This window comes from Paenibacillus sp. Soil787, assembly GCF_001429545.1.
In the GTDB taxonomy this organism is placed as follows: domain Bacteria; phylum Bacillota; class Bacilli; order Paenibacillales; family NBRC-103111; genus Paenibacillus_E.
On sequence record NZ_LMSP01000005.1, the window covers coordinates 36,755 to 60,584 of the forward strand.

The 23,830-nt window shown below is 46.2% G+C and carries 20 protein-coding genes, 1 pseudogene and 1 riboswitch; of the genes and pseudogenes, 19 read left to right on the top strand and 2 right to left on the bottom strand.

Annotated elements, in window-relative coordinates; all coding sequences use genetic code 11:
• Window positions 1-59: 59 nt before the first annotated feature.
• On the bottom strand, window positions 60-497 hold the full coding sequence (locus ASG93_RS08095; RefSeq protein ID WP_056830874.1) for a hypothetical protein: 438 nt from the start codon (window positions 495-497) through the stop codon (window positions 60-62).
• A gap of 521 nt (window positions 498-1,018) precedes the next feature.
• On the opposite strand from ASG93_RS08095, the gene ASG93_RS08105 reads away from it, so the two are divergent.
• The 5 genes and pseudogenes from ASG93_RS08105 (at window position 1,019) to ASG93_RS08120 (ending at window position 5,810) form a co-directional block, all read left to right on the top strand.
• Window positions 1,019-3,343 (top strand): sensor histidine kinase, encoded by a 2,325-nt coding sequence (locus ASG93_RS08105; RefSeq protein WP_056830686.1) that lies wholly within the window; start codon window positions 1,019-1,021, stop codon window positions 3,341-3,343.
• The gene (locus ASG93_RS08110) at window positions 3,340-3,978 is read left to right on the top strand and encodes a response regulator transcription factor (RefSeq protein WP_056830687.1); all 639 of its coding nucleotides are present in this window, start codon (window positions 3,340-3,342) and stop codon (window positions 3,976-3,978) included. The genes ASG93_RS08105 and ASG93_RS08110 overlap by 4 nt, the downstream gene beginning before the upstream one ends.
• Before the next feature lie 7 nt (window positions 3,979-3,985).
• Complete coding sequence (locus ASG93_RS08115) at window positions 3,986-4,909, top strand: polyprenyl synthetase family protein (RefSeq protein WP_063891810.1); 924 nt, start codon at window positions 3,986-3,988, stop codon at window positions 4,907-4,909.
• A gap of 432 nt (window positions 4,910-5,341) precedes the next feature.
• A pseudogene (locus tag ASG93_RS37125) lies at window positions 5,342-5,527 on the top strand (catalase); the annotation flags it as partial.
• Window positions 5,528-5,537: 10 nt separating this feature from the next.
• On the top strand, window positions 5,538-5,810 hold the full coding sequence (locus ASG93_RS08120) for a Fur family transcriptional regulator (RefSeq protein WP_056830691.1): 273 nt from the start codon (window positions 5,538-5,540) through the stop codon (window positions 5,808-5,810).
• A gap of 181 nt (window positions 5,811-5,991) precedes the next feature.
• On the opposite strand, the gene ASG93_RS08125 is transcribed toward ASG93_RS08120, so the two are convergent.
• Window positions 5,992-7,053: a DctP family TRAP transporter solute-binding subunit gene (locus ASG93_RS08125; RefSeq protein ID WP_056830693.1), complete on the bottom strand. Its 1,062-nt coding sequence runs from the start codon at window positions 7,051-7,053 to the stop codon at window positions 5,992-5,994.
• 114 nt (window positions 7,054-7,167) lie between these two features.
• On the opposite strand from ASG93_RS08125, the gene ASG93_RS08130 reads away from it, so the two are divergent.
• The 14 genes from ASG93_RS08130 to purN all read left to right on the top strand — a co-directional run bounded on the left by ASG93_RS08130 (window position 7,168) and on the right by purN (window position 23,782).
• A complete protein-coding gene (locus ASG93_RS08130) occupies window positions 7,168-8,766 on the top strand; it encodes a sensor histidine kinase (protein ID WP_056830695.1) in 1,599 nt (532 codons plus the stop codon).
• Window positions 8,744-9,457 carry a response regulator gene (locus ASG93_RS08135; protein WP_056830875.1) on the top strand — a complete coding sequence of 238 codons (714 nt, stop codon included), beginning with the start codon at window positions 8,744-8,746 and terminating at the stop codon, window positions 9,455-9,457. The genes ASG93_RS08130 and ASG93_RS08135 overlap by 23 nt, the downstream gene beginning before the upstream one ends.
• 127 nt (window positions 9,458-9,584) lie before the next feature.
• On the top strand, window positions 9,585-11,009 hold the full coding sequence (locus ASG93_RS08140; protein WP_056830877.1) for an NAD-dependent malic enzyme: 1,425 nt from the start codon (window positions 9,585-9,587) through the stop codon (window positions 11,007-11,009).
• A 55-nt stretch (window positions 11,010-11,064) separates the two neighbouring features.
• The gene (dctA, locus tag ASG93_RS08145; RefSeq protein WP_056830697.1) at window positions 11,065-12,321 is read left to right on the top strand and encodes a C4-dicarboxylate transporter DctA; all 1,257 of its coding nucleotides are present in this window, start codon (window positions 11,065-11,067) and stop codon (window positions 12,319-12,321) included.
• A gap of 319 nt (window positions 12,322-12,640) precedes the next feature.
• Window positions 12,641-12,742: riboswitch (purine riboswitch) on the top strand.
• A gap of 172 nt (window positions 12,743-12,914) precedes the next feature.
• Window positions 12,915-13,400, top strand: coding sequence for a 5-(carboxyamino)imidazole ribonucleotide mutase (gene purE / locus ASG93_RS08150; RefSeq protein ID WP_056830699.1), 486 nt, complete (start codon window positions 12,915-12,917; stop codon window positions 13,398-13,400).
• Window positions 13,397-14,578 carry a 5-(carboxyamino)imidazole ribonucleotide synthase gene (purK, locus tag ASG93_RS08155; RefSeq protein ID WP_056830701.1) on the top strand — a complete coding sequence of 394 codons (1,182 nt, stop codon included), beginning with the start codon at window positions 13,397-13,399 and terminating at the stop codon, window positions 14,576-14,578. The genes purE and purK overlap by 4 nt, the downstream gene beginning before the upstream one ends.
• A 26-nt stretch (window positions 14,579-14,604) precedes the next feature.
• Entirely contained in the window at window positions 14,605-15,900 is a 1,296-nt protein-coding gene (gene purB, locus ASG93_RS08160; RefSeq protein ID WP_047676348.1) for an adenylosuccinate lyase, read from the top strand.
• 69 nt (window positions 15,901-15,969) lie between these two features.
• Window positions 15,970-16,827, top strand: coding sequence for a phosphoribosylaminoimidazolesuccinocarboxamide synthase (locus ASG93_RS08165; protein ID WP_056830879.1), 858 nt, complete (start codon window positions 15,970-15,972; stop codon window positions 16,825-16,827).
• 424 nt (window positions 16,828-17,251) lie between these two features.
• Window positions 17,252-17,491 carry a phosphoribosylformylglycinamidine synthase subunit PurS gene (purS, locus tag ASG93_RS08170; protein ID WP_056830702.1) on the top strand — a complete coding sequence of 80 codons (240 nt, stop codon included), beginning with the start codon at window positions 17,252-17,254 and terminating at the stop codon, window positions 17,489-17,491.
• Window positions 17,492-17,596: 105 nt separating this feature from the next.
• A complete protein-coding gene (gene purQ, locus ASG93_RS08175) occupies window positions 17,597-18,292 on the top strand; it encodes a phosphoribosylformylglycinamidine synthase subunit PurQ (RefSeq protein WP_056830705.1) in 696 nt (231 codons plus the stop codon).
• The gene (gene purL, locus ASG93_RS08180) at window positions 18,270-20,513 is read left to right on the top strand and encodes a phosphoribosylformylglycinamidine synthase subunit PurL (RefSeq protein ID WP_056830706.1); all 2,244 of its coding nucleotides are present in this window, start codon (window positions 18,270-18,272) and stop codon (window positions 20,511-20,513) included. The genes purQ and purL overlap by 23 nt, the downstream gene beginning before the upstream one ends.
• Complete coding sequence (purF, locus tag ASG93_RS08185) at window positions 20,498-22,030, top strand: amidophosphoribosyltransferase (protein WP_082614785.1); 1,533 nt, start codon at window positions 20,498-20,500, stop codon at window positions 22,028-22,030. Before purL ends, purF begins: the two co-directional genes overlap by 16 nt.
• Window positions 22,031-22,130: 100 nt before the next feature.
• A complete protein-coding gene (gene purM / locus ASG93_RS08190) occupies window positions 22,131-23,171 on the top strand; it encodes a phosphoribosylformylglycinamidine cyclo-ligase (RefSeq protein WP_056830708.1) in 1,041 nt (346 codons plus the stop codon).
• Window positions 23,171-23,782: a phosphoribosylglycinamide formyltransferase gene (purN, locus tag ASG93_RS08195; protein WP_056830710.1), complete on the top strand. Its 612-nt coding sequence runs from the start codon at window positions 23,171-23,173 to the stop codon at window positions 23,780-23,782. Before purM ends, purN begins: the two co-directional genes overlap by 1 nt.
• Window positions 23,783-23,830: the final 48 nt, after the last annotated feature.

Genomic DNA, 23,830 nt, shown 5'->3' on the forward strand with positions numbered 1-23,830 from the left:
TTCATCGTTAAGTTGGGGTGAGATGGAGAACTGGCTACTTTAAGGATGTTTTACATCTGTTATCTTTTTTTCCTGCTATTCTTCATCAGCGTCATTCTCCTGGAATGGCGCAGCCAAGAATAGTAGGCTCTTAAGTCACGCAATTCCATGGTTTTGGACATAAATCCGAGGAAGGTGATGATAATCATTCTATGTAAAGGCTTGCCTAGCAGATCGGTTTCATTCTCTGCCACGGTAAATTGAACAACCATTAGTAAATCATCATCGATAACGTATACGTCTTCTTCATTGCGGTAGTAGGATGCTATTTTGCCGCTCTTAAGTTTATCCCACAAATAATTACATATATCCTCAAGCTTTGTTTGTTCACCTTCCACACGAGTAATCCACCGACTATGGGCATGATGGGTGATGACAATATCGACGATCTTTTTATCAGCTAGTTCGATATAGAAGGGGTCATAGGTACTCCATCGACTCATTATTTTATCTTTCATACCTTGAGCTCCTTTCTTCTCATCCATAATAAGATTCAAGTGTGTTTTTCCATATATATACTTATTATCATAATGTTAACTTGTTATTGGAGCATCACATAAATCATTTCACTGATTTCAACCTATTTTTCATACTTGTGCAAAACATGCAAAAGGAATTGCATGAAGACGAAAAAAAGGATTGCATGATTAGCGGGTTGCTAATTATACAATCCTTTTTTTATTTGGTAAAATAATGCTAGGGATCAAGTCCAATTACCATTAAGTACTGTTAGTTCTTTCTGTCTAGTAATTGCAGTGTGACTAAAAGTTCTATCCAGTGCGGAAGACTCTTCTTTCGATAAGGATAGTTTATCCATGGAAGTGCTTTCAACTTCGTGTGAATCGCCTTTTTTCAAGATATGTACGGCCCGATGTAACTGCGGGTTTAGCTGGATTGTAAGCATTGAGATCACCACCTTCCCAGACGAATGTACTACAAAAATATTATAGCAAATAAAATGGAACATGGAGGGGAAAATATGACGAAAAGTAAGTTTGTGGTCGGGTTGTTAGTGTCAATATTCCTCGCGTTGCAGATTTGGTGTTCGTCCCTTATATTTAATTTCCCCTATATCGGGATATATCTTGAATTAACTCCACAGCAACAATGGGTGATTAACGAGTTGGATAAGGAAAGCGCCAGCATGAAGCTAGACGTTAAAGTAGGGGATATTGTCAAACAAGTAGACGGCAAGCTTCCCGATGAATTCCCGTCCGTTCAAAAATGGAGAATTATAGAACAAGCTCATACGTTGTTGATTTCAAGAGACGGGCTTGAGTACATGGCCGAGGTTAACATCAACAGCACTACTGTCTACGATCTGATTCCGCTAGTAGAGGAATTCGTGTGTCTGTTCATGGCGGTTTTCATTTTTATAAAAGTGCGCCGTTCTCCATCAGCTAGGCTGCTCTCGGCTGTATTTTTGACCATGGCTATCATTTATATGAGTCTAGGAGCTTCCGTGAGGGGAGATGTAATAGGGAAGATTGCAATTGCCAGCTTTATGATGGTTTTGCCGATTGTCTTTTATCATTTTTTGGCTGTCTTTTTCAAGGAAAAAGGCAATATGGAATTGTCGACGAGGATTTTGAAATATTTGTATTCGATTTCTGCCATTGGATTTGGTATAAGATGTCTTTACATCTTTCCCTCGATGGCATACTCGATTCATTATTATGATGCCTCAGCTACCTTGATTTTTTTCGTGATCGTATTTTTATTCAATATGTATATTTTAACCATTCTGTATAACAAAGTTCGCAAAGAACAATCCTACATGTCTAGCATTATAAAGAGTGTATGGTTTTCATTGATGATCTCATTTTTACCGGTCATCTGCATCTCCTTTCTCCCTCAATTGATCACGGGAGATCGAATTTTGGACGCTGTGTACACAAGCTGGATTATTTTATTTTTCCCCATTTCTTTTGCTTACTTGATCGCTTCCAACCAGTTGTATGATATAGGTCTTGTTGTCCGGCGTTTTTTATTCGCTGGTCTGCTGGCCATTTTACCGGTCAGTTTATTTACTGGGGCATATGCTTTCTTATTTCGCCATGTAGTGGACGAAAAACAAATTCTGTTCATTTTTGTCGGGTTGATACTGCTAGTTTCCACGGTGCTGTATGCAGCCGAATATTTGACAACGCGGCTCGAACCATTTTTGTTCCCAAGAAAATTCGCCCTGCAATCGGCTTTGAAGAAAATTTCCAAAAACCTTGGGACCATCTCCAGCTTCCGTGAGTTGAAGGAGATTATTCTCGTGGATATTGTGGGTACTCTTCAGGTGATGGGTGGAGCCATTGTGTTCCAGCATAACAACGATACCGAGATCATTTACGAAGGGGAAATAGATTCTTCAGAAGTTCAGCGGCTTGTCAACTCGTCATCCTTGCTCGATCATCCGCTTTATACGTGCATAGAGATGAATAGCCATGAAGAGTATACGAGTTATTTGATTATGACACGCAAAAAGACGAACACGATGCTTGCGAAGGAAGAGAGGCAGTGGCTGCAGCTGATTACAACCTATTTGGAAGTTAGCTTGGAAAATGTCCACTTGATCCGCAAGTTAACAGCCAGATTGCACCAATTTGCTTCCCAGCTTCCTAATGAAAACGCAGCGCAGGATATTCAATGGTTTCGTAAGGTCATGTTTGAGCTTCAGGAAGAGGAACGTATTCGGATTGCTAGCGATCTTCATGATACGACGATGCAGGATCTTTTCTTTCTCAAAAGAAGAATAACTACTCTTGCAGATAAGCCAACGATGCATCAAGAAGATCAGGTACAATTGAAAAATATGAATAATTTTGTGGAAATGATTAATGCCAGTCTGCGCCAAAGCTGCTTTGAGCTAAATCCCCATTTACTAAAAGAGGTAGGTCTGATTCAAACGCTAAAGATGTATTTGGAGAAGGAGTCATATTCAACGCCATTTGAGCTTGAATTTCAAGCAGGACATGCTGCTGTTATCGAAACCAAAGATTTGCTTATTAAACGGCACATATTCCGAATCGTCCAAGAACTGCTCAATAATGCCAAAAAGCATTCTCAGGCTTCCAAGGTTACCTTCCAAATCACGGAAAAAGACAATTATTTTTGTTTATTTTATGAAGATGACGGGGTAGGAATTCGTGACAGAGACAAAGTTCATCTGGAGATTGGCGCATCAGGCATGGGGCTAGAACAAATGAGGAGCAGGGTCTTGCACGTGGGTGGGCGTTTTGAGCTTAACACACAAAACGGAAACGGAACGAAAATTATCATCATGATACCCGCCAAGGAGGTAATTTCAGCATGATTGAAGTTGTCAAGACACTGGTTGTCGATGATCATCCATTATTTGCCCGTGCGACCAAAACGTTATTAGAAGAGATTGATGGTATTGAAGTTATCGGTGTTGTCTCTAATGCTAAACAATGCTTGGAACAAGTGGAGCTGCATCAGCCAGGTCTCGTATTTCTAGATTATCAGCTTCCTGATCTATCCGGCACAGAAGTTGCTGCTCAGCTAAAAAATAGGTATCCCAATATGCATATCGTTATTTTCACAGGAATCGATGTTACAGGTATCTTGAATAAGCTGATTGAAATAAAAGTAAGCGGCGTTCTATCGAAGGAGTCGAGCGAACGAACGATTAAAAATATGGTGAATTGTATGTTGGATGGTCATACGATGCTGCCGCTAGCATTCTTTCACCAGATGCAATTAAGTGGAGAATCTACCAAGGATGACTGTGTGTTACTAGAGGAAGAAGTACTCATGATGAACATGTTGGTTAAGGGAGCGACTCACGATCAAATTGCGGAACGCATCTTCATGAGCAAGCGAACCGTCGATAATTATTTACGCAAGATTTACGATAAATGGGGCGCCAAATCAAGAACAGAAGCACTCGAGAAGTTTATTAAGAGCAAATATTACACACAGGCTTAGGGGGGAAATGATGCAGGACATCCAGCAGCATATGCATCGTGTTATTGATGACTATATTTATGTAGAAGATTTAAATACTCTGCTTAAATCTTTTGTAGATGACAAAGAAAAGGAAAATTGTACATGGTCTAAGGTCACGATTTGCACACACAAGATGTTAGGAGGAGACTCGCCTGACATTTATCGACTTGCTGCGGTAACAGAGCTGGTCATTCTAACTTTGGACATTATGGATGATTTGCAGGATCAAGATCAGGTTGGTAAGCCGTGGATGCAATGTTCACAAGCTGTTACCTTGAATGCTGTTATGGCACTGTTCATGGGATTTGTAGGTGAATTGGGGCACTTGCAGGTCAAAGATAAGATGCTAGTTGAGGTAAGTAAAATCATCTCGAGATCGATTAATGGCCAACAAAAAGATATAACTAATGCGATATCAACCGTAGATGACTATCTGATGATGACGCAAGAGAAATCAGGTTCCTTATTCCAGCTTGCCTGTTTCATGGGCTATTCCCTACTTGCATGTACGGAGGAAACCATTGAACAGATTCATCAATTAGCTGACTGTATTGGCCTTATTCATCAAATTCAAAATGATATGAGAGATCTTACTCGGCTTGATGTGAAAAACGATGTGATTGGTAAGAAACGAACGCTTCCTGTGTTGTATTTACTATCCATTGATGATGCGGCATTCAGTCCATTGAAAGCATATTATGAAGGTGAAATTACCGTCGACTTTCTGTTGGCAGAGAAAGATAAATTTTTGCAAATGATTCACGATTCCGGATGTATGGAATATGCCCGAATTGTCCAATCCGTGTGTATTCAAAAGGCGGAAGAGATTTATGAGAATTTGCAAGCCAGTACTCCTTGGAAAGAAAGGTTTAAGCAAATTACGTTCGGGGATTTTCTGGATGTAGACTAGGAGGTCAAACGCGCTCGTTAGTCGTTTATCCTTGACTTCTCGAATCGAGTTAGAAGGAATTGAAGAGTTATGAGGAACGTCGTTCCGCTATTTTGAGAAAATACGCTAGATATTGAATTATGGGGAACGTGGGTACGCTATTTCGTGCAATAATGGCAATCTGGAGGGAAAAACTGCGAAATAGAGGATCTACGTTCCTCTTAAACCTGAATTCGGTTATTTTCGCACAAATAGCGGCTGCACGTTCCTTTAAAGGACTGACCTATGTAGATTGCAGCTAACAAGCGCAGGAAAGAAAGGGACGAGTAAGGGAAGGGCAATAGTGTCCAGTTGGAACCAGCAATCGAAGAAAGAAGGTATATGAAAGTTTATTGACAACTCTTCTCAATTAAAATAAAATGGATATTATATAATAATTATTATAAATAAACTATCCGCGATGCGATGAAATTCCCTGATATGATTCACTCCTTGAAGCCAGCGCCTGACACGAATGTGCAGACACCCGACGGCTATTGGGATTTCATGTCCCTGACACCGGAATCGACGCATATGCTGACTAGGGTATTCTCGGACTACGGCACACCTGCGAATTACCGTGAGATAAATCGAAAAGGAGGTTTCCATCATGGTACAGCATGATCTGAATCAAGCGCTGCAGCGGATGCACGCCAAAAACATACCTTTAACACCGCAGCGGTGTGCAATACTTACGTTTCTATATGCCCAGGGCAGCTACACGACGGTCAAAGACATATGTGAAGCGTTGATCGATAAGTATCCCCATATGAATGCAATGACGGTTAATAGCAGCTTGCATGTGTTTAAACAACTTGGTTTAGTTAATGAATTACCTGTAGTCGGTGCCTCCTTACGATATGAAGCGGCAATTTGTTCGTAGATAAGAAAGTATAAGTTTTATACTTTTGCTTCGCATCTACCTTGACAAACGCGCTCGTCCTGAAGGACGACGGAGTCGTTTATCCTTGGTGAATGGTTTGTAATAAGTAAGGCGCTGCAGTGGGAGAAGAGATAAGATGGACTCTTCTCATGCTGCAGCGCCTTTTTTAATATAACCCTGTTTAGTCTTTAGTGCTTTCGCGTCTAAGTTCGTACACGGCATCCATGAGCTCTTTACTAATGTACGATCGAGCTTCTTCATAAACAGGCTCAAGCGCCTGCTGCCATTCATCCCGTTCCTCTTTCGTCAGGAGGTGAACGTCCATCTGTCCAATCTTCTGTAACTCGTTCCACTGTTTACGGTTGATCTCGACCGCATTTTGATTGGCCCAAATCGTTGTTTCCTGCATGGCTTCATTAATCGTCTTTTGCTGCTCAGCCGATAATTTCTCCCAAAATATTTTATTCACTAGCACGCTATAACCAAGATAGGCATGATTACTGATGGTCAAATATTTTTGGACCTGATACAGCTTTTTAGAGTAAATGTTCGAAATCGTATTCTCTCCACCGTCTACCTGACCGGATTCCATGCTGCGATATACTTGGTTAAAAGGAATGGGGACCGTCTTCGCATTGAGTAGCCGAAATTGGGATTCGATGATCTTGCTTGGAAGGATCCGAAATTTCAAATCTCGAAAATCTTCGGGATGAGCAAGCGTACCGCGGTTTGACGTCATTTGCTGAAAACCATTAGACCAAAAACCGAGACCAACGATACCCTTCGGTTCTAACTTTCGCATCAGGATGCTGCCAATCTTGCCTTGGAAAGCTTTGGCTACATCCTCATCGTTGTGGAAAACGAAGGGAAGATCCATGGCCATCCAATCAGGAACGACTTCGGATATATTAGAGAAGCTTGGCGCGATCATTTGAATGCTGCCGCTCTGCAAAGCGCCAACTTCATCGGTTTCATTGTATAGAGTACCATTGGGGAATAATTCTACCTTAATGGTGTCGTTGGTCTTTGCTTTGACTAATTGGGCAAATTTCTGAGCCGCTAATCCTTTGGGTGTATTCTCCGCCACGACAAAGCTGAATCGAATGATCGTTTGTTGGCCGAGTCCGATCTGCTCATCATCAACCACAAGCGGACCGTTACCCAATTGCCAGGAGAAACCGAATCCCAACGCTGTCAGGAGGCCAATTAAAAGAAACATAGTGATACCAATAAACGTTCTCATATAGACCCCCATTGTTCTGTATAATAAATTCAGTGTAACATAATGTAGGATGATGTTTGAAATTAACGGCAAGCTGAAAGTGGGTGATCGGCTTTGAAGATCAAGGGGCTTCGCATGAATTGGAAAATCACGATCCTGTCGTTCGGCATTGTACTATTTGCCATTTGTATCGGCGGTATCATTTTAATAGGCCGTGTAATCCATCTTCAAGAACAAGAGCTTGGACAAAGACTGCTTGTTACAGCGCGTACGGTTACCCAATTACCTTCAATTATTAACGGGCTAACGGAAGAGGCCCGAAGGCAGGAAATTAATCCGATTACTGAACGTCTTCGAATTGTTAATGACGTTGACTATATCGTTGTCATGGATATGAACGGCATTCGTTGGTCTCACCCATCATCCTCTCGAATTGGGGAGCTTTCTCGGGGAGAGGACGAGCATTCCGCATTTGCTGAGCACACGTATCTTTCCAAGGCAAAAGGCGAGCAAGGGACGGCTCTCCGAGCCTTTGTACCGGTTATGAATGAGCAGCACGAACAAGTTGGTGTCGTATTGGTAGGGAAGCTGGTGCCGGGACTATCCGGGATCATTCTCGCTATGAGGGGGCAAATATATGTGACGGTATTCTTGTCTTTGCTGTTTGGGATTTGGGGTTCGTGGATGCTTTCGAGGCATATTAAGGAGCAGATGTTTCGCTTGGAGCCTGAGGAAATCGCCCAGCTGCTCGTAGAGCGAACCGCCACTTTCAACGCGATGCATGAAGGCGTAATTGCCATAGACAGCCATGAATCCATCACGGTTTTTAACGATAAAGCCAAAAAAATGCTTCAAATCGAAGGAGAAGTACTCGGACGCCCTATTCGAGAAGTGCTGCCGGATACGAGGCTCCCAGAAATTTTGCAGTTTAACCATGCTATTTACAACCAAGAACTGCATGTTGGTCCTGCTCATATTTTGAGTAATCGGGTTCCTATTAAAGTAGGCCAACAAGTGGTTGGCGCCGTAGCTATTTTTCAAGATCGCTCGGAGGTGACGAAAATTGCTGAAGAGTTGACGGGAGTGAGGGCATTTGTTGATGCACTTCGGGTGCAGAATCATGAATACATGAATAAGCTTCACACTATAGGAGGCTTGATTCAACTTGATCATAAGCAGAAGGCGCTGGACTATTTGTTCGAAACGGTGGAAGCGCAATCCGAGCTTAGCAGCTTTGTATCGAGCAGGATTGCGAATGAGAGTGCGGCCGGTTTACTTTTGGGGAAAATCAGCCGCGGCAGAGAGTTGGGTATTGACGTTCGTTTGGACCGGGCAAGCAGGTTAGTGCGGTTTCCGGAGCATTTGGATCAACACGACGTTGTGGTCATTTTGGGGAATCTGATTGAGAATGCCTTTGATGCCCTGAAGGAGAAGGATGGGAAGAAAGAGATCTTTATCAGTATAGAGCAGGATGATGAGGTATTATCCATTTTGGTCGAGGATAATGGTAAAGGCATGAGTGAGGAAACCAAACAGCACAAATTTGAGCGAGGCTTCTCGACGAATGCGGGCGAAGGCAGGGGCATTGGCTTGTATTTAATTCATAATATTGTGAACAAATGCGGGGCTCATCTGGAAGTGGAGTCCACACTTGGCGTGGGGACGAGCTTCATACTTACTTTCCCCATGCAGACAAGAGAGGAAGAAACTCATGTACAGAGTCGTACTGATTGAGGACGATCCGATGGTTCTTGAAGTGAACAGACAGTTTGTTGAGAGGGTTCCCGGCTTTGAAATTGTAGGGACATCCTCTAATGGCATAGATGGGATTGAGAAAGTTCGTCATTTGAAGCCTGACCTCGTTATACTTGATATTTACATGCCGGGGCAAAACGGAACCGAAGTGCTGCAGCAGATTCGTAATGAACAGTTAGGTACGGATGCCATTGTGATTACGGCCGCTAATGATATTCCAACGATTAAGCGGATGCTTCAGCAAGGGGCAGTGGACTATATCATGAAGCCTTTTAAATTTGAACGGGTTCAAGAGGCATTGGAAAATTATCGGACGATGAAGAGAAGATTAGGCAAGGAATCGACGTTGACGCAGGTTGAACTGGATCAACTTTTGCACGGAAACGAAGTCGAACCGATTTCTAAAGCGCCCTCTGTTTCCATACAAATGGATTTGCCCAAAGGATTGCAAGCACTGACAATGAATCAAGTTATGCTGTTTCTGATGCAGCAGACCAAATCGTTATCCGCAGAAGAAGTAGCCGAGGGAGTAGGATTGGCAAGAGTCACGGCACGCCGCTATCTGGAGTTTTTGGAGAAGAACAAGCACGTGAAGTTAGACCTTGAATATGGCGGGATTGGGCGCCCGATTAATAGGTATGTATGGACGAAAGAGAATAAAAGATCATAAGTCAAAGTGAAGACCAAAAAGACCATAAGTACCAATATGGTCAAATTCTTCACGTCTTCTTTTGAAAGCGATATCATGAAAACAGAAATACAAGGAACAAAGAATGATATCGCTTGAGGTGAAGAACGTGTCAATCCCATCGGGAGTTAATACAAGTATTATTTTGAGACTGGAATTAGATAAGGATAAAGCGTCGTTCGGCAGTGTGGCTACGGCCATTAGTGATGCAGGTGGAGATATTATAGCAATTGACGTCGTCAGAACGGATAAAAACATCACGGTTCGGGATATCACGATTAATGTATACGATAACAAGCATACCGAGTTGATCGCCGCGGCCATCCGTACATTGGCGGGAGTGAAAATCGTTCATGTTTCGGATCAAACGTTCCTGCTTCATTTGGGCGGGAAAATTGAAATGAATCCCAAGTATCCCATTAAAAATCGAGATGACCTCTCCAGGGTGTATACACCAGGTGTTGCCAAGGTGTGCATGGCGATCCACGAAAAGCCGTCGCTTGCCCATACGCTCACCATCAAACGCAACACGGTCGCGGTCATATCGGATGGAACTGCCGTACTTGGTCTGGGTAATATCGGACCTGAAGCAGCAATGCCCGTCATGGAAGGTAAGGCAATGTTGTTCAAGCAGTTAGCAGGCGTTGACGCTTTCCCAATATGTTTGGCTACACAGGATACAGATGAAATTGTCAATATCGTGAAAGCGCTATCGCCAACGTTCGGAGGAATCAATCTAGAGGATATATCTGCACCTAGATGCTTTGAGATCGAACAGCGGCTTATCGAGGAACTGGATATTCCCGTATTTCATGATGATCAGCATGGTACAGCGGTGGTGCTTTTGGCGGGATTGCTTAATGCCGTTAAGATTGTGGGCAAGAAGCTTGAGGATTGCAAAGTCGTGCTTTGCGGAGTCGGCGCGGCAGGAACGGCATGCACCAAAATGCTGATGGCTGCAGGTGTTCGAAACATTATTGGTGTCGATCGACAAGGTGCAATCACGCGTGAAGGCGTTTACGACAATCCGTTTTGGCAATGGTATGCGGAGCATACGAACCCGCGGCAGATTCAAGGATCGCTGTCGGAAGTTATTGAAGGAGCGGATATATTTATCGGCGTATCGGGTCCCGGTGTACTTAAAAGGGAAGACGTCGCCAAAATGGCGAAAGATCCTATTGTCTTTGCGATGGCAAACCCGACGCCGGAAATTCTCCCCGAAGAGGCTGAGCCTTATGTGCGGGTTATGGCTACCGGCCGTTCGGACTATCCGAACCAAATCAACAATGTGCTGTGCTTCCCGGGCTTGTTCCGGGGGCTGCTGGATTGCAGGGCATCCAGAGTTACTGAGAATATGAAGCTTGCCGCAGCCAAGGCGATTGCATCGGTTGTTCAAGAGGATGAGTTAAATGAGTCTTACATTATTCCAAGTGTGTTTAATCAATCGGTCGCGGAACGAGTGCGAGATGCGGTTATAGAAGCGGCTTATGAAGACGGGGTCGCCAGAAGACGTAAAGAGAAAGTCCAAGCCTAATTTAGGTAGAAATCGGTCGAAAACAAAAATAATAAAAATATAAGGAGTGCGAATCATGAAGATTAATTTCAAGAGTCTCACGTTGCAAGTTATTGTTGCCATGATCTTGGGTGTCTTGTTTGGGGTATTCTTTCCTGCACAGGCAGGAAACATGAAGGTTTTGGCAGACATCTTCGTAAAAGCCATTAAAATGGTTATAGCTCCTATTATTTTCTTAACGATTGTCACTGGTATTGCTGGAATGGGTGACATGAAAAAGGTCGGAAGAATAGGTGGAAAGACTTTACTTTATTTTGAAGTTGTATCCACAATCGCTCTTGCGATTGGAATCCTCTTCGCCAACGTGTTTCATCCCGGTACTGGCGTAAATGCTCATTTGGCTAAAGGAGATATCTCTCAATATACAAAAGCAGCAGCCGAGGGCGGTCATGGATTCATGGATTATATCCTCGGAATCATTCCTGACAGTTTTGTAGGATCATTAGCTAAAGGGGAATTACTTCCTATACTTGTTCTGGCTATTTTATTTGGCGCTTCTCTATCGGGGATGGGTGAAAGAGGAAAGGTTGTCATTGATTTCTTTGAGAGAGTTTCTGAAGTATTCTTTAAAATCGTTAAAATCATTATGTATTACTCCGCGGTTGCAGCATTTGGTGCAATAGCTTACACCATCGGTAAGTTTGGAGTCGGTTCCTTGGTTTCCCTTGGAAAGTTGTTCGCTCTTATGCTGCTTGCTATGGCAGTGTTTATAATCGTTGTTTTAGGTGCTATTGCTAAGTTCTACAACTTTAACATTTTCAAATTTATCAGCTACATCAAAGATGAAATTTTCCTAGTGCTTGGAACTTCCTCTTCTGAGTCTGCTTTACCTAAAATGGTGGAGAAACTTGAGAATTATGGATGTTCCAAATCGGTTGTGGGTCTTGTAATTCCAACAGGTTATTCCTTTAACTTAGATGGTACGAATATCTACCTCGCATTCGCAGCACTGTTTATTGCTCAAGCATACGGGGTTAACTTACCTCTAGGTCAACAGATTGCACTTCTTGGGGTTCTAATGCTAACATCTAAGGGAGCAGCAGGGGTAACAGGTGCAGGATTTATTACACTTGCAGCGACTTTAGCAGCATTCCCAAGTGTTCCTGTGGAAGGGATCGCACTTCTCCTTGGCATTGACAGGTTCATGAGTACCGCTCGTGCGATAACTAACCTAATTGGTAACGGTGTGGCTACAGTAGTTATCGCCAAAATGGAGAAAGAGTTTAAGCAACCAGTTATGGCAATTGAAAATAAGGTTAGTCTTAGTGCATAAGGTAAGAAAGCAATAGGTAATAAAAGTAAGAGTATGACGACAGAGATACCTCCTGTCTCATACTCTTTTCTTTATGATCAGATATCTAACCTTCAGCATGTCGAAAAAAATATAGATTCATAAACGTCTTCGGTATATGGCTATATGAGATAAAGAAGAGTGAAAGACGTATTTTTTGTTACGAAGCGCATGAAAGAATTAAAATGTAGCCCAAAAGCGAACTTTTTGAAAGATTCGAGTAAAAAATGTTCGTTTTTTCAAATTGACATGACACGTCAGTTGGTAGTAAACTAGGTAAGCGGGAAATCGGTCCGCACTAATTGAAAATGTCGAATCAACTCGTATAAAATCAGGGATAAGGCCTGAAAGTTTCTACCCAAAAACCATGAATTTTTGGACTACGAGGAAGCGAATGAGGGGAACCATAGGAAGATGATGGTCTTTTTGCATTCGGTTCTTTTGCTGTCCAGCGGATAGAATCATGAATTCTAGCTCTGGGCGTTTTTTAGGTTTGAGGGCATGATAGTGTAGTAATTGGTTTTAAAAGTCAGGCTTTTAAAACTACCATATAAGATGAGAGTAGGTTTGTAGTGATGACTGCACGTGTTGGTGTCATAATGGGAAGCCAGTCGGATTGGGAAACGATGAAGCACGCCTGCGACATGTTGGAAGAGCTGGGAGTGCCTTATGAGAAAAAGGTGGTCTCTGCGCACAGAACGCCGGACCTTATGTTCGAATATGCTGCCTCTGCAGCAGGCCGCGGCATTCAAGTGATTATTGCCGGAGCAGGCGGAGCGGCGCATCTACCAGGGATGGTAGCAGCCAAAACGGAGCTTCCGGTTATTGGTGTTCCAGTCAAAACGTCCACGCTGAACGGACTGGATTCCTTGCTTTCGATCGTGCAAATGCCAGGCGGCATTCCAGTCGCAACGGTTGCAATCGGTCATGCGGGGGCCACGAATGCAGGCCTCTTGGCAGCGCAAATTCTGGGCGCATTCGAACCGGAACTGCAAGCGAAGATCAGAGCGCGTCGCGAGCGCATAGCACAGACCGTGATTGAAAGCAGTGACCTGTTATGAGCGAAGCTTCAAACTCAAGCGGTAAGGTCATCAAGCCAGGCGGCACCATCGGCATCTTGGGCGGTGGGCAGTTAGGCCGTATGCTAGTCTTGGCCGGACGCAACATGGGGTATCGCTTCGTGACGCTTGACCCTACGGATGACGCGCCTTGCGGTCAAGTCGCGGATGAGCAAATTCAGGCGGACTTTGACGATGTGAAAGCGGCGAGAAAACTAGCAGTCCTGTCGGACGTCATCACGTACGAATTCGAAAACGTTGATGCGCATGTGACCAACATATTAATGAATGAGTCCTATGTTCCTCAAGGAAGTGAGCTTTTATACACGACCCAGCATCGTCTGCGTGAAAAGAAAGCAATTGAAGCAGCGGGCGTACCCGTAGCTCCATATGCTGAAATCACCAGCGCAGCTGATCTGCGTGAAGCGGCTGAACGCTTCGGGATACCGTGCGTGCTCAAAACCGCAACTGGCGGCTACGATGGCAAAGGGCAGTGGGTGCTTCGCTCGCTGGACGAGGTGGAAGAAGCTTACGAAACTCTTAGCCGCGCCAAAACAGAGCTGGTTCTCGAACAATTCATCCGTTTTGACAAAGAATTGTCCGTGATTGCGGCAAGAAGTCCCCGCGGCGAGGTAAAGGCTTTTCCCGCTGCTGAAAATATACATGTACATAACATCCTGCATCAATCGATCGTTCCGGCGCGAATCCCTGCTCAGGTGCAGAAGGAAGCTGAAGAGCTTGCTGTACGCATCGCAGAATCGCTTGGTGTGATCGGCTTGATCGCAGTGGAGTTATTCTTGACGAAGGATGGACAGCTTTACGTCAATGAGCTTGCGCCACGCCCGCACAATTCAGGTCATTACACGATGGAAGCCTGCCGGACTTCACAGTTCGAGCAGCATGTTCGCGCGATTTGCAACCTGCCGCTTGGTTCTACCGAGCTGCTGTCACCGGTTGTGATGGTCAATTTGCTTGGTGAGCATATCGAACCGCTGCAAGAGATGATCGACCAACCAGATTTCCTAGAACACAATGAATTAGGCGTTAGTGCGAAGGTTCATCTATATGGCAAGAAAGAAGCGAAAGACAAACGCAAGATGGGACACATCAATCTCCTGACAAGCGACGCAGCGAAAGCACTGACTTGGATAGAACAGACAGGGATTTGGGAAAGTAAGTAAAAGAACTCATTGGAGGAACGGATAACATGATTGAACGTTATACACGCCCAGAAATGGCACGCATTTGGACAGAGGAAAATAAATTCCAAGCATGGCTTGAAGTCGAGATTCTTTCTTGCGAAGCATGGTCAGAGCTCGGAGTTATTCCTAAGGAAGATGTGAAAGTACTGCGCGAGAACGCAAGCTTCAACATTGACCGCATTTATGAAATCGAGCAAGAGACGCGTCATGACGTGATCGCCTTCACTAGAGCAGTTTCCGAAACGCTGGGACCTGAGCGCAAATGGGTTCACTACGGTTTGACTTCGACAGACGTTGTCGATACGGCACTGGGCTACTTGCTGAGACAAGCAAACGAGATTTTGGACAAAGACATTCAGAATTTCATCGAAATCCTTCGCAATAAAGCGATCGAACATAAAGATACAGCTATGATGGGCAGAACGCATGGTGTGCATGCAGAGCCGACGACGTTTGGTTTGAAAATGGCCCTTTGGTACGAGGAAATGAAGCGTAACCTGGAGCGTTTCCGTTTTGCCGCTGATGGCGTACAATTCGGTAAAATCTCAGGTGCAGTAGGCACCTACGCGAACATCGATCCGTTCGTTGAAGAGTATGTGTGCGGCAAGCTGGGCACGAAAGCAGCTCCGATCTCTACACAAACCTTGCAGCGTGATCGTCACGCTGAATACATGGCGACGCTGGCATTGGTTGCTACGTCCCTTGATAAATTCGCGACTGAAATTCGCGCGCTTCAGAAGAGTGAGTTCCGCGAGGTTGAAGAGCCGTTTGCAAAAGGTCAAAAAGGTTCCTCTGCAATGCCGCATAAGCGCAACCCGATTGGTTGCGAGAGCATTTCCGGTCTGTCCCGTGTCATTCGCGGGCATATGGTTTCCGCTTACGAGAACGTAACGCTTTGGCATGAGCGCGACATTTCGCACTCCTCTGTTGAGCGTATTATCCTGCCGGATGCGACGCAGCTGCTGAACTACATGCTGAACCGTCTAGGCAACATCATCAAGAACTTGACTGTGTTCCCTGAAAATATGAAGCGAAACATGCGCAGCACTTATGACGTTCCTTTCTCTGGCCGCGTGATGACGAAGCTGATCGACAAAGGCTTTGCTCGTGAGCAAGCGTACGATACAGTTCAGCCAAGAGCGATGCAAGCATGGGAAGAACAGCGTTCGTTCCGCGAAATCGTGGAGAATGCTTCCGTGATTACAGAAGTGTTAAGCCCAGAAGAAATCGCGGATTGCTTCGATCCAAGCTGGCATTTGAAACATGTGGATACGATCTTTAACCGTTTAGGTTTGAAATAGTAAACAACATTTTTAGCAGGAAAGGATGTGTGGTTCGTGGCAAGCAATATCGTGGATTCAGCCGCTGAAATGATTAACGCTCCCCTGGTTCATAAGGGTAAAGTACGTGAACTGTATGATCTGGGCGAACATTTCCTTATCGTGGTGACGGATCGGATTTCGGCTTTTGATTATATGTTGAAGCCTGGAATTCCTGATAAGGGGTACGTTCTGAACGCGCTAAGTAAATACTGGTTCGACGTGACGAGCGGTTATATGAGCAATCATATTGTGCATACGGATGTGGAAAAGCTTCACGCAATTATTCCGAGTGCGGAAGACAGAGAGCTTCTAAAGGAACGTATTATTGTAGCGAAAAAAGCGGAACGTATCTCTATCGAATGCGTGGTTCGCGGGTATATCACAGGCAATGGCTGGAGACAGTACGAGAAAACCGGCGAGATTAACGGTCGCAAGCTGCCTGAAGGCCTGCGCAAGAACGAGCGCTTGCAAGATCCTATTTTCACACCTGCGGCTAAAAATGATGTCGGTCATGACGAAGACATTTCCGTGGAACAAATGACCCAATTAGTCGGCGAGAAGCTAACTTACGAGCTGCAAGAAAGAAGCATTATGCTCTACACGTTGGCTCATTCGATTTGTGAGCAAAAGGGTATTATTTTAGCAGATACGAAGTTTGAATTCGGTTTTTATGCGGGTGAACTTATTATTATTGATGAAATTTTCACACCGGATTCCTCGCGTTACTGGTCCCAAGATAAATACGCCCTGGATATCGAGATTGATTCGATGGACAAAGAGCCCGTTCGCACTTATTTAGCAGGATCGGGCTGGGATAAAAATAGTGAGCCGGATGAGCTGCCAGCTTCCGTTGTGGAAGAAACTTCGAACCGTTATAAGGAAATTTTACACCGTTTGGTGGATTAGTAGAAAAATGATGGGGCATTACTCACTGAGAAATTAGCTGTAGTGATGAAGGGCGAGGATGGCGGCGATTATTTCCCTCCAATTCCCACCGAATTCCCATGGAGTTCGCTACCGAATGCACCACCGAATTCCACGGATTTCCACCGAATTCACGACCGAATTCCCACCCGGGTTGAAAATAAGAGTCTCTAGAGACTCCTATTTCTAAGAAAAGAGCAAAAAATTGCGGAATAAGAGTCTTTAAAGCCTCTTATTTGCAGGATAGTCAGTGAAATTGCTGCTTTTTGGGGAAATAAGAGTCCTTAGAAGCTGCTATTTCCCGGATATAGTAAGAAAAGTGAGAAATAAGAGCCTTTAGGGACTTCTAAATGGGCTCCAGTCCATGCCAGCTGCTCTGGCGAATAACGTTAAGGAGAGATTAGAGATGAAAGCAACGGTCTACGTAACGATTAAGCAGAACGTATTGGATGTTCAAGGAACGGCGGTGCAAGGAGCGCTTCATTCCATGGGTTTTGAGGAAGTTGGCAAGGTGCGCATCGGGAAATACTTGGAGTTAGAGTTAGATACAACGGATAAAGCAGAAGCGGAAGCACGCGTTAAAGCAATGTGCGAGAAGCTGCTTGCGAACACGGTTATCGAAGACTACCGCTACGAGTTGGCGTAATAAATCAGAGAATATGCTTACGAAGAAAGTTTTGCTAAAGCAAAACCTCAGCACATGCTTACGAAGAAAGTTTTGCTAAAGCAAAACTCTAAGGAGGAATACGTCATGAATTTTGCGGTTCTTGTATTTCCGGGATCGAACTGCGACATCGATTTGTACAAAGCAATCGAAGATACTATTGGTCAGCCAGTTGAGTATGTTTGGCATACGGATGGCGACTTGTCCAAATATGACTGCATCCTCGTACCGGGTGGATTCTCTTATGGGGATTACCTGCGTTGCGGAGCGATTGCACAATTTACGAACGTGATGAAAGCTGTGGTTAAGGCTGCGGAAGAAGGCAAGTTCATTCTAGGTATTTGTAACGGATTCCAAGTGTTAACGGAAGCAAGATTACTGCCAGGCGCTTTGCTGCGCAACAACGGAATGAAATTCCGCTGCCACCAAACGCTCCTCAGAGTGGAGAACAACAATACGGCTTTCACGCGTGATTACGCGGAGGGCGAGCTGATTGAAATCCCGATCGCTCACGGCGAAGGCAATTATTATTGTGACGAAGCTACACTAAAAGAATTGCAAGAAAACAATCAAATTGTTTTCCGTTATGAAGCGGGTAACAACCCGAACGGATCACTCGATGATATCGCTGGAATCAGCAATAAAGCAGGTAATGTCGTTGGTATGATGCCTCATCCGGAGCGTGCCGTTCATGAAATTCTTGGCTCCGCAGACGGTAAGAGAATGTTTACATCAATTCTAAACGCTTGGAGGGAGAAACATGACGCAGCAGCTATCCGTTAATGAACCAACAGCCGAGCAAATCGCGGAGCAGAAAATTTACAAGCAAATGGGCGTAACGGACGAAGAGTTTGCCAAAATTTGCGGCTTTCTTGGACGCAATCCGAACTACGTTGAGATCGGTGTATTCAGCGTTATGTGGTCCGAGCACTGTTCATACAAAAATTCCAAACCTGTACTTCGTAAATTCCCAGTTACAGGACCTCGCGTTCTTATGGGACCTGGCGAAGGCGCAGGGATTGTAGATATCGGAGACAACCAAGCGGTTGTTTTCAAAATAGAAAGTCATAACCACCCTTCAGCGATCGAGCCTTACCAAGGCGCGGCGACAGGTGTGGGCGGTATTATTCGTGATATTTTCTCCATGGGCGCGCGCCCGGTAGCGCTTCTGAATTCCTTGCGATTCGGCAAGCTTGAGAACGACCGCGTGAAGTACTTGTTCGAGCACGTTGTATCAGGAATCGCTGGATACGGGAACTGTATCGGGATTCCGACAGTCGGCGGCGAAGTGATGTTCGACGAGAGCTACGAGGGGAACCCGCTCGTTAATGCAATGTGCGTGGGTCTTATCGACCACAACATGATTCAACGCGGTGTTGCCAAAGGTGTTGGCAACCCAGTGTTCTACGTCGGACCAGCGACTGGCCGCGACGGTATCCACGGTGCGACTTTCGCATCCGAGGAGCTTACGGCGGAGTCCGAAGCGAAGCGCCCAGCGGTACAAGTGGGCGATCCGTTCATGGAGAAGCTCGTGCTGGAAGCGTGCTTAGAGTTAATCAATTCCGGCATCGTGCTCGGAATTCAAGATATGGGCGCTGCGGGGCTGACTTGCTCCAGCGCAGAGATGGCTAGTAAAGCGGGCAACGGCATGGAGCTTTACCTTGATGAAGTTCCGCAGCGCGAAGAAGGCATGACAGCCTATGAAATGATGCTGTCTGAGTCTCAGGAGCGTATGCTTTTCGTAGTTGAGCCGAAGCATGAGGCGCAAGCTAAGGGCATTTTTGAGCGCTGGGGCTTGCACTGCGCGAAGGTCGGCAAGGTAACCGATGACGGTTACCTGAAGCTGATCCACCACGGTGAAGTCGTGGGGAACATGCCTGTCGGCGCACTCGTCGACGAGTGCCCGGTTTACAATAAGCCGAGCCAAGTGCCGGCTTATTACGAAGCTAGCGCATCGATCGACACGACTCGTTACCCGGAGGTAACGAAATTGACGGATGCGCTTAAGGCTGTCCTCGCGTCTCCGACGGTAGCGAGCAAAGAGTGGGTGTACAACCAGTATGACCACATGGTTCGTACGGATACGGCTGTGCGTCCGGGTTCGGATGCAGCGGTTGTGACCATTCGCGGTACCCGTAAGGGCCTCGCGATGACAACCGACTGCAACGGACGCTACGTGTACTTGGATCCGGAAGTTGGCGGACGGATCGCAGTTTCGGAAGCAGCGCGTAACGTAGTTTGCTCCGGCGCTGAGCCGCTCGCGGTTACGGATAACCTCAACTTCGGCAGCCCAGACAAGCCTGAGATTTTCTGGCAGCTAGAGAAATCCACAGATGGTATGGCAGAAGCTTGCCGCTTCTTGGATACGCCGGTTATCGGCGGTAACGTCTCGCTTTATAACGAGAACGCCAAAGGTGCGATCTACCCAACTCCGGTTATCGGGATGGTTGGTCTTGTGCATGACATCGACCACATTACGACGCAAAGCTTCAAAAAAGAAGGCGACATCATCATCCTGCTCGGCGAGACGAAAGCGGAGCTCGGCGGCAGCGAATTCCAGTATGTGATTCACGGAGTAACGGAAGGCCGTCCTCCTGAATTGGATTTGGCTACAGAGAAACGCCTGCAAGATGCTGTGTTGAAGGCAATTCAAGAAGGTCTTGTTGCTTCTGCGCATGACTTATCCGAAGGCGGCTTGGCCGTTGCTTTGGCTGAAAGTTGTATCGGCGGTAAATTAGGCGCAGCTGTTAATGTGGCGTCTGACCTACGTCCTGACTTCACGCTATTCAGTGAAACACAATCCCGTATTTTGTTGAGTGCTTCTCCTGATAAAGCGGACGCTCTGAAACATTGGATTGCTTCACAAGGCGTACCATATCAAGAAATTGGAACAGTTACTGGTGCAGATTTAACCGTTAAAATCAACAATGAACAGCGTCTCCAGTCTCCGGTAAGCGAGCTGGCGAAAGTCTGGAAGGATGCGATTCCATGTCTAATGGCGTGAAACAATCAAAGGCCCTGAAGCTTCCTGCTGCACCTGTTGTCCAAGTGGGCGACGGGCAGCATGAGCTTTGGACAGGTGAGTATTTCAACGAAGGTGTAGGCGGCCAAGGTGGATTGTTTGATAAGCTGAATGAGGAGTGCGGGGTGTTCGGGGTGTATGGTCATCCCGAAGCTTCCTCTCTATGCTATTACGGGCTGCATGCCCTGCAGCATCGTGGACAGGAAAGTGCGGGCATTTGTACAGTAGATGACGGTAAGTTTAACTACTACCGCGGTATGGGTCTTGCCAAAGAGGTATTCACCAATGATAATTTGGAGCCTCTCGTAGGGTCGACAGCAGTCGCGCACGTTCGCTATTCTACAGCAGGCGAGAGCAAGTTGGCGAACGCTCAACCGCTTGTTTTCAAATACCGCGAAGGCGATCTTGCGATTGCTACGAATGGTAACCTCGATAATGCGAACATTATTAAAAAAGAACTTGAGCGGAAGGGATCCATCTTCCAAACAACAAGCGATACGGAGGTTCTGGCTCATCTGATTGCTCGTTCCGAGCATGATGATATCGTGGATGCGGTGAAAGATGCATTGAATCAAGTCATCGGCGGTTATGCCTTCCTGATCACAACCAAGGATAAAATGATTGCTGCGCTTGATCCGAACGGTCTGCGTCCGTTTATGATCGGACGTCTTGGAGATGCTTACTTGTTCGCTTCCGAGTCTTCTGCATTCGATGCGGTCGGTGCAACTTATTTCCGTGATGTGCAGCCAGGTGAGATCATCGTGCTGGACCGTGACGGATTTCATGAGGATCGTTTCGCCGAGGGCCGCAACCGTGCTATCTGCGCGATGGAGTACATCTACTTCGCTCGTCCGGACAGCGACATCGATACGGTGAATATTCACTCCGCACGTAAGCGGATGGGTAAGAAACTGGCGATGGAAGCTTTTGTCGATGCGGATGTGGTAACGGGCGTGCCGGATTCGAGTATTTCGGCTGCAATTGGTTATGCGGAACAAACGGGTATCCCTTATGAGCTGGGTCTGATTAAGAATCGCTACACAGGCCGGACGTTCATCATTCCAAGCCAAGAGCTTCGTGAGCAAGGTGTTAAAATGAAGCTGAGCGCCGTTCGCAAAGTCGTTGAAGGCAAGCGTGTTGTCATGATTGATGACTCCATCGTGCGCGGGACAACGTCTTTAAGGATTGTGAATTTGCTTAGGGAAGCCGGCGCTACGGAAGTGCACGTACGTATCTCTTCGCCGCCTTTTATGAATCCATGTTATTACGGGATTGATACACCGGATCGGAAAGAGCTGATCGCTGCGATGAATTCTATCGAAGAGATTCGTAAGGCGATCAACGCGGATTCCCTGCACTTTTTGACCAAAGAAGGGTTGTTGGATTCGATCGGTCAAGGTTCGGCAGGGTCGGAGAGCGGCTACTGTACGGCTTGCTTCGATAATACCTATCCAACTGAAATTGTGGATGTTACTAAGGTTGGTTGTGCTTGCGATTAATTGGTTAAGGAAATGCGGAAAAATGGAATGGATACAACGGGTGGGTCTCGCTTAGGCGACGACCACCCGATACATAGACAAACTAAGGAGTGATTGCTAAGTGTCGGATGCTTACAAAAAGGCTGGAGTGGATATCGCGGCGGGGAACGAAGCAGTAGAACGGATGAAAAAGCACGTCAAACGGACTTTCCGTCCTGAAGTGTTAACTGACCTCGGTGGCTTCGGCGGGCTGTTCAGCTTGAACAAAGACAAGTACGAGGAGCCTGTGCTCGTATCTGGAACGGACGGCGTGGGCACGAAGCTGAAGATCGCTTTTGCAATGGATAAGCATGATACGATTGGGATTGATGCTGTTGCGATGTGCGTGAATGATATTATCGTTCAAGGTGCGGAGCCGCTTTTTTTCCTCGACTATCTCGCTTGTGACAAAGTAGTTCCAGAGAAAATTGAAGCTATCGTCAAAGGGATCGCTGACGGATGTGCGCAGTCTGGCTGCTCACTTATCGGTGGCGAAACGGCGGAAATGCCGGGCATGTATGCGTCAGGGGAGTATGACATTGCCGGGTTTACGGTTGGAATCGTCGACAAGAAAAAGATCATCGATGGTCGGGCAATCCGTCCTGGAGACGTGGTTCTTGGTCTAGCATCAAGCGGTGTGCACAGTAACGGGTTCTCTCTTGTGCGCAAGCTTTTGCTGGAAGATGGCGGTTATACGCTTCACGGGCATGTGGATGAGCTGGGTGATAAGCTTGGCAACGTGCTGCTGGAGCCAACGAAGCTTTATGTGAAGCCGGTTCTGGCGATGCTTGAAGACGTTGCGATCAAAGGGATGGCACATATTACAGGCGGCGGCTTTATCGAAAATATTCCGCGCGTTCTGCCTGATGGCGTGAACGTCGAAATCCAATATGGATCATGGCCGATCCTGCCGATCTTTGGGTTGATGCAGCGTGAGGGCAACATTACGAACAACGATATGTTCCGCACGTTCAATATGGGCATCGGGATGGTTGTTATCGTTGACGCGGATGATGCTGAGAAAGCTATTGCAGCAGCAGAAGCACAAGGCGAGAAAGCTTACCGTTTAGGTGTTGTTACTGAAGGCGAGCGTGTAGTGACGTTCCAAGGAGCTGAGGTTTAATGCAGCCTTACCGAATTGCGGTTTTTGCTTCGGGCAGCGGCTCGAATTTCCAGGCTATCGTAGATCAGGTACAGAAGGGGAAGCTTGATGTCAGCATCGAGCTTCTTGTCTGTGACCGCCCTGGGGCCTATGTAGTGGAGCGTGCTAGGGAGGCGAAGGTGCCTGTTTTCACCTTTCGTCCACGGGATTATGATAATCGCGAGGCCTATGAGGCTCTTATATTGAAGGAGCTGCAAGATCGTCAGGTTAATCTAATCGTAATGGCCGGCTACATGCGGATCATTACGGATGTACTTGTTGAGCCGTATTTCGGGCGCATGATCAACATTCATCCTTCGCTGCTGCCGTCGTTTCCGGGCGTGCGTGCGATCGAGCAAGCCGTCGAGTACGGCGTGAAGCAAACCGGCGTGACCGTTCACTTCGTGGATGGCGGACTGGACTCCGGGCCGATCATCGCCCAGCGCGCCGTGGAGATCCACGAGCACGAGACTGCGGACTCGCTGGCCGAGCGCATCCATGCGGCTGAGCACGTGCTGCTGCCGCAGGTGATTCGCTGGCTGCGCGAGGATCGCGTGAGCTTGGATGGCCGCAGGGTTAGCGTGCGGTCGTAGGTTAGTGCCGTAACTCCTGAGACTAAGGTCCCTTGTGGATAACTCGGC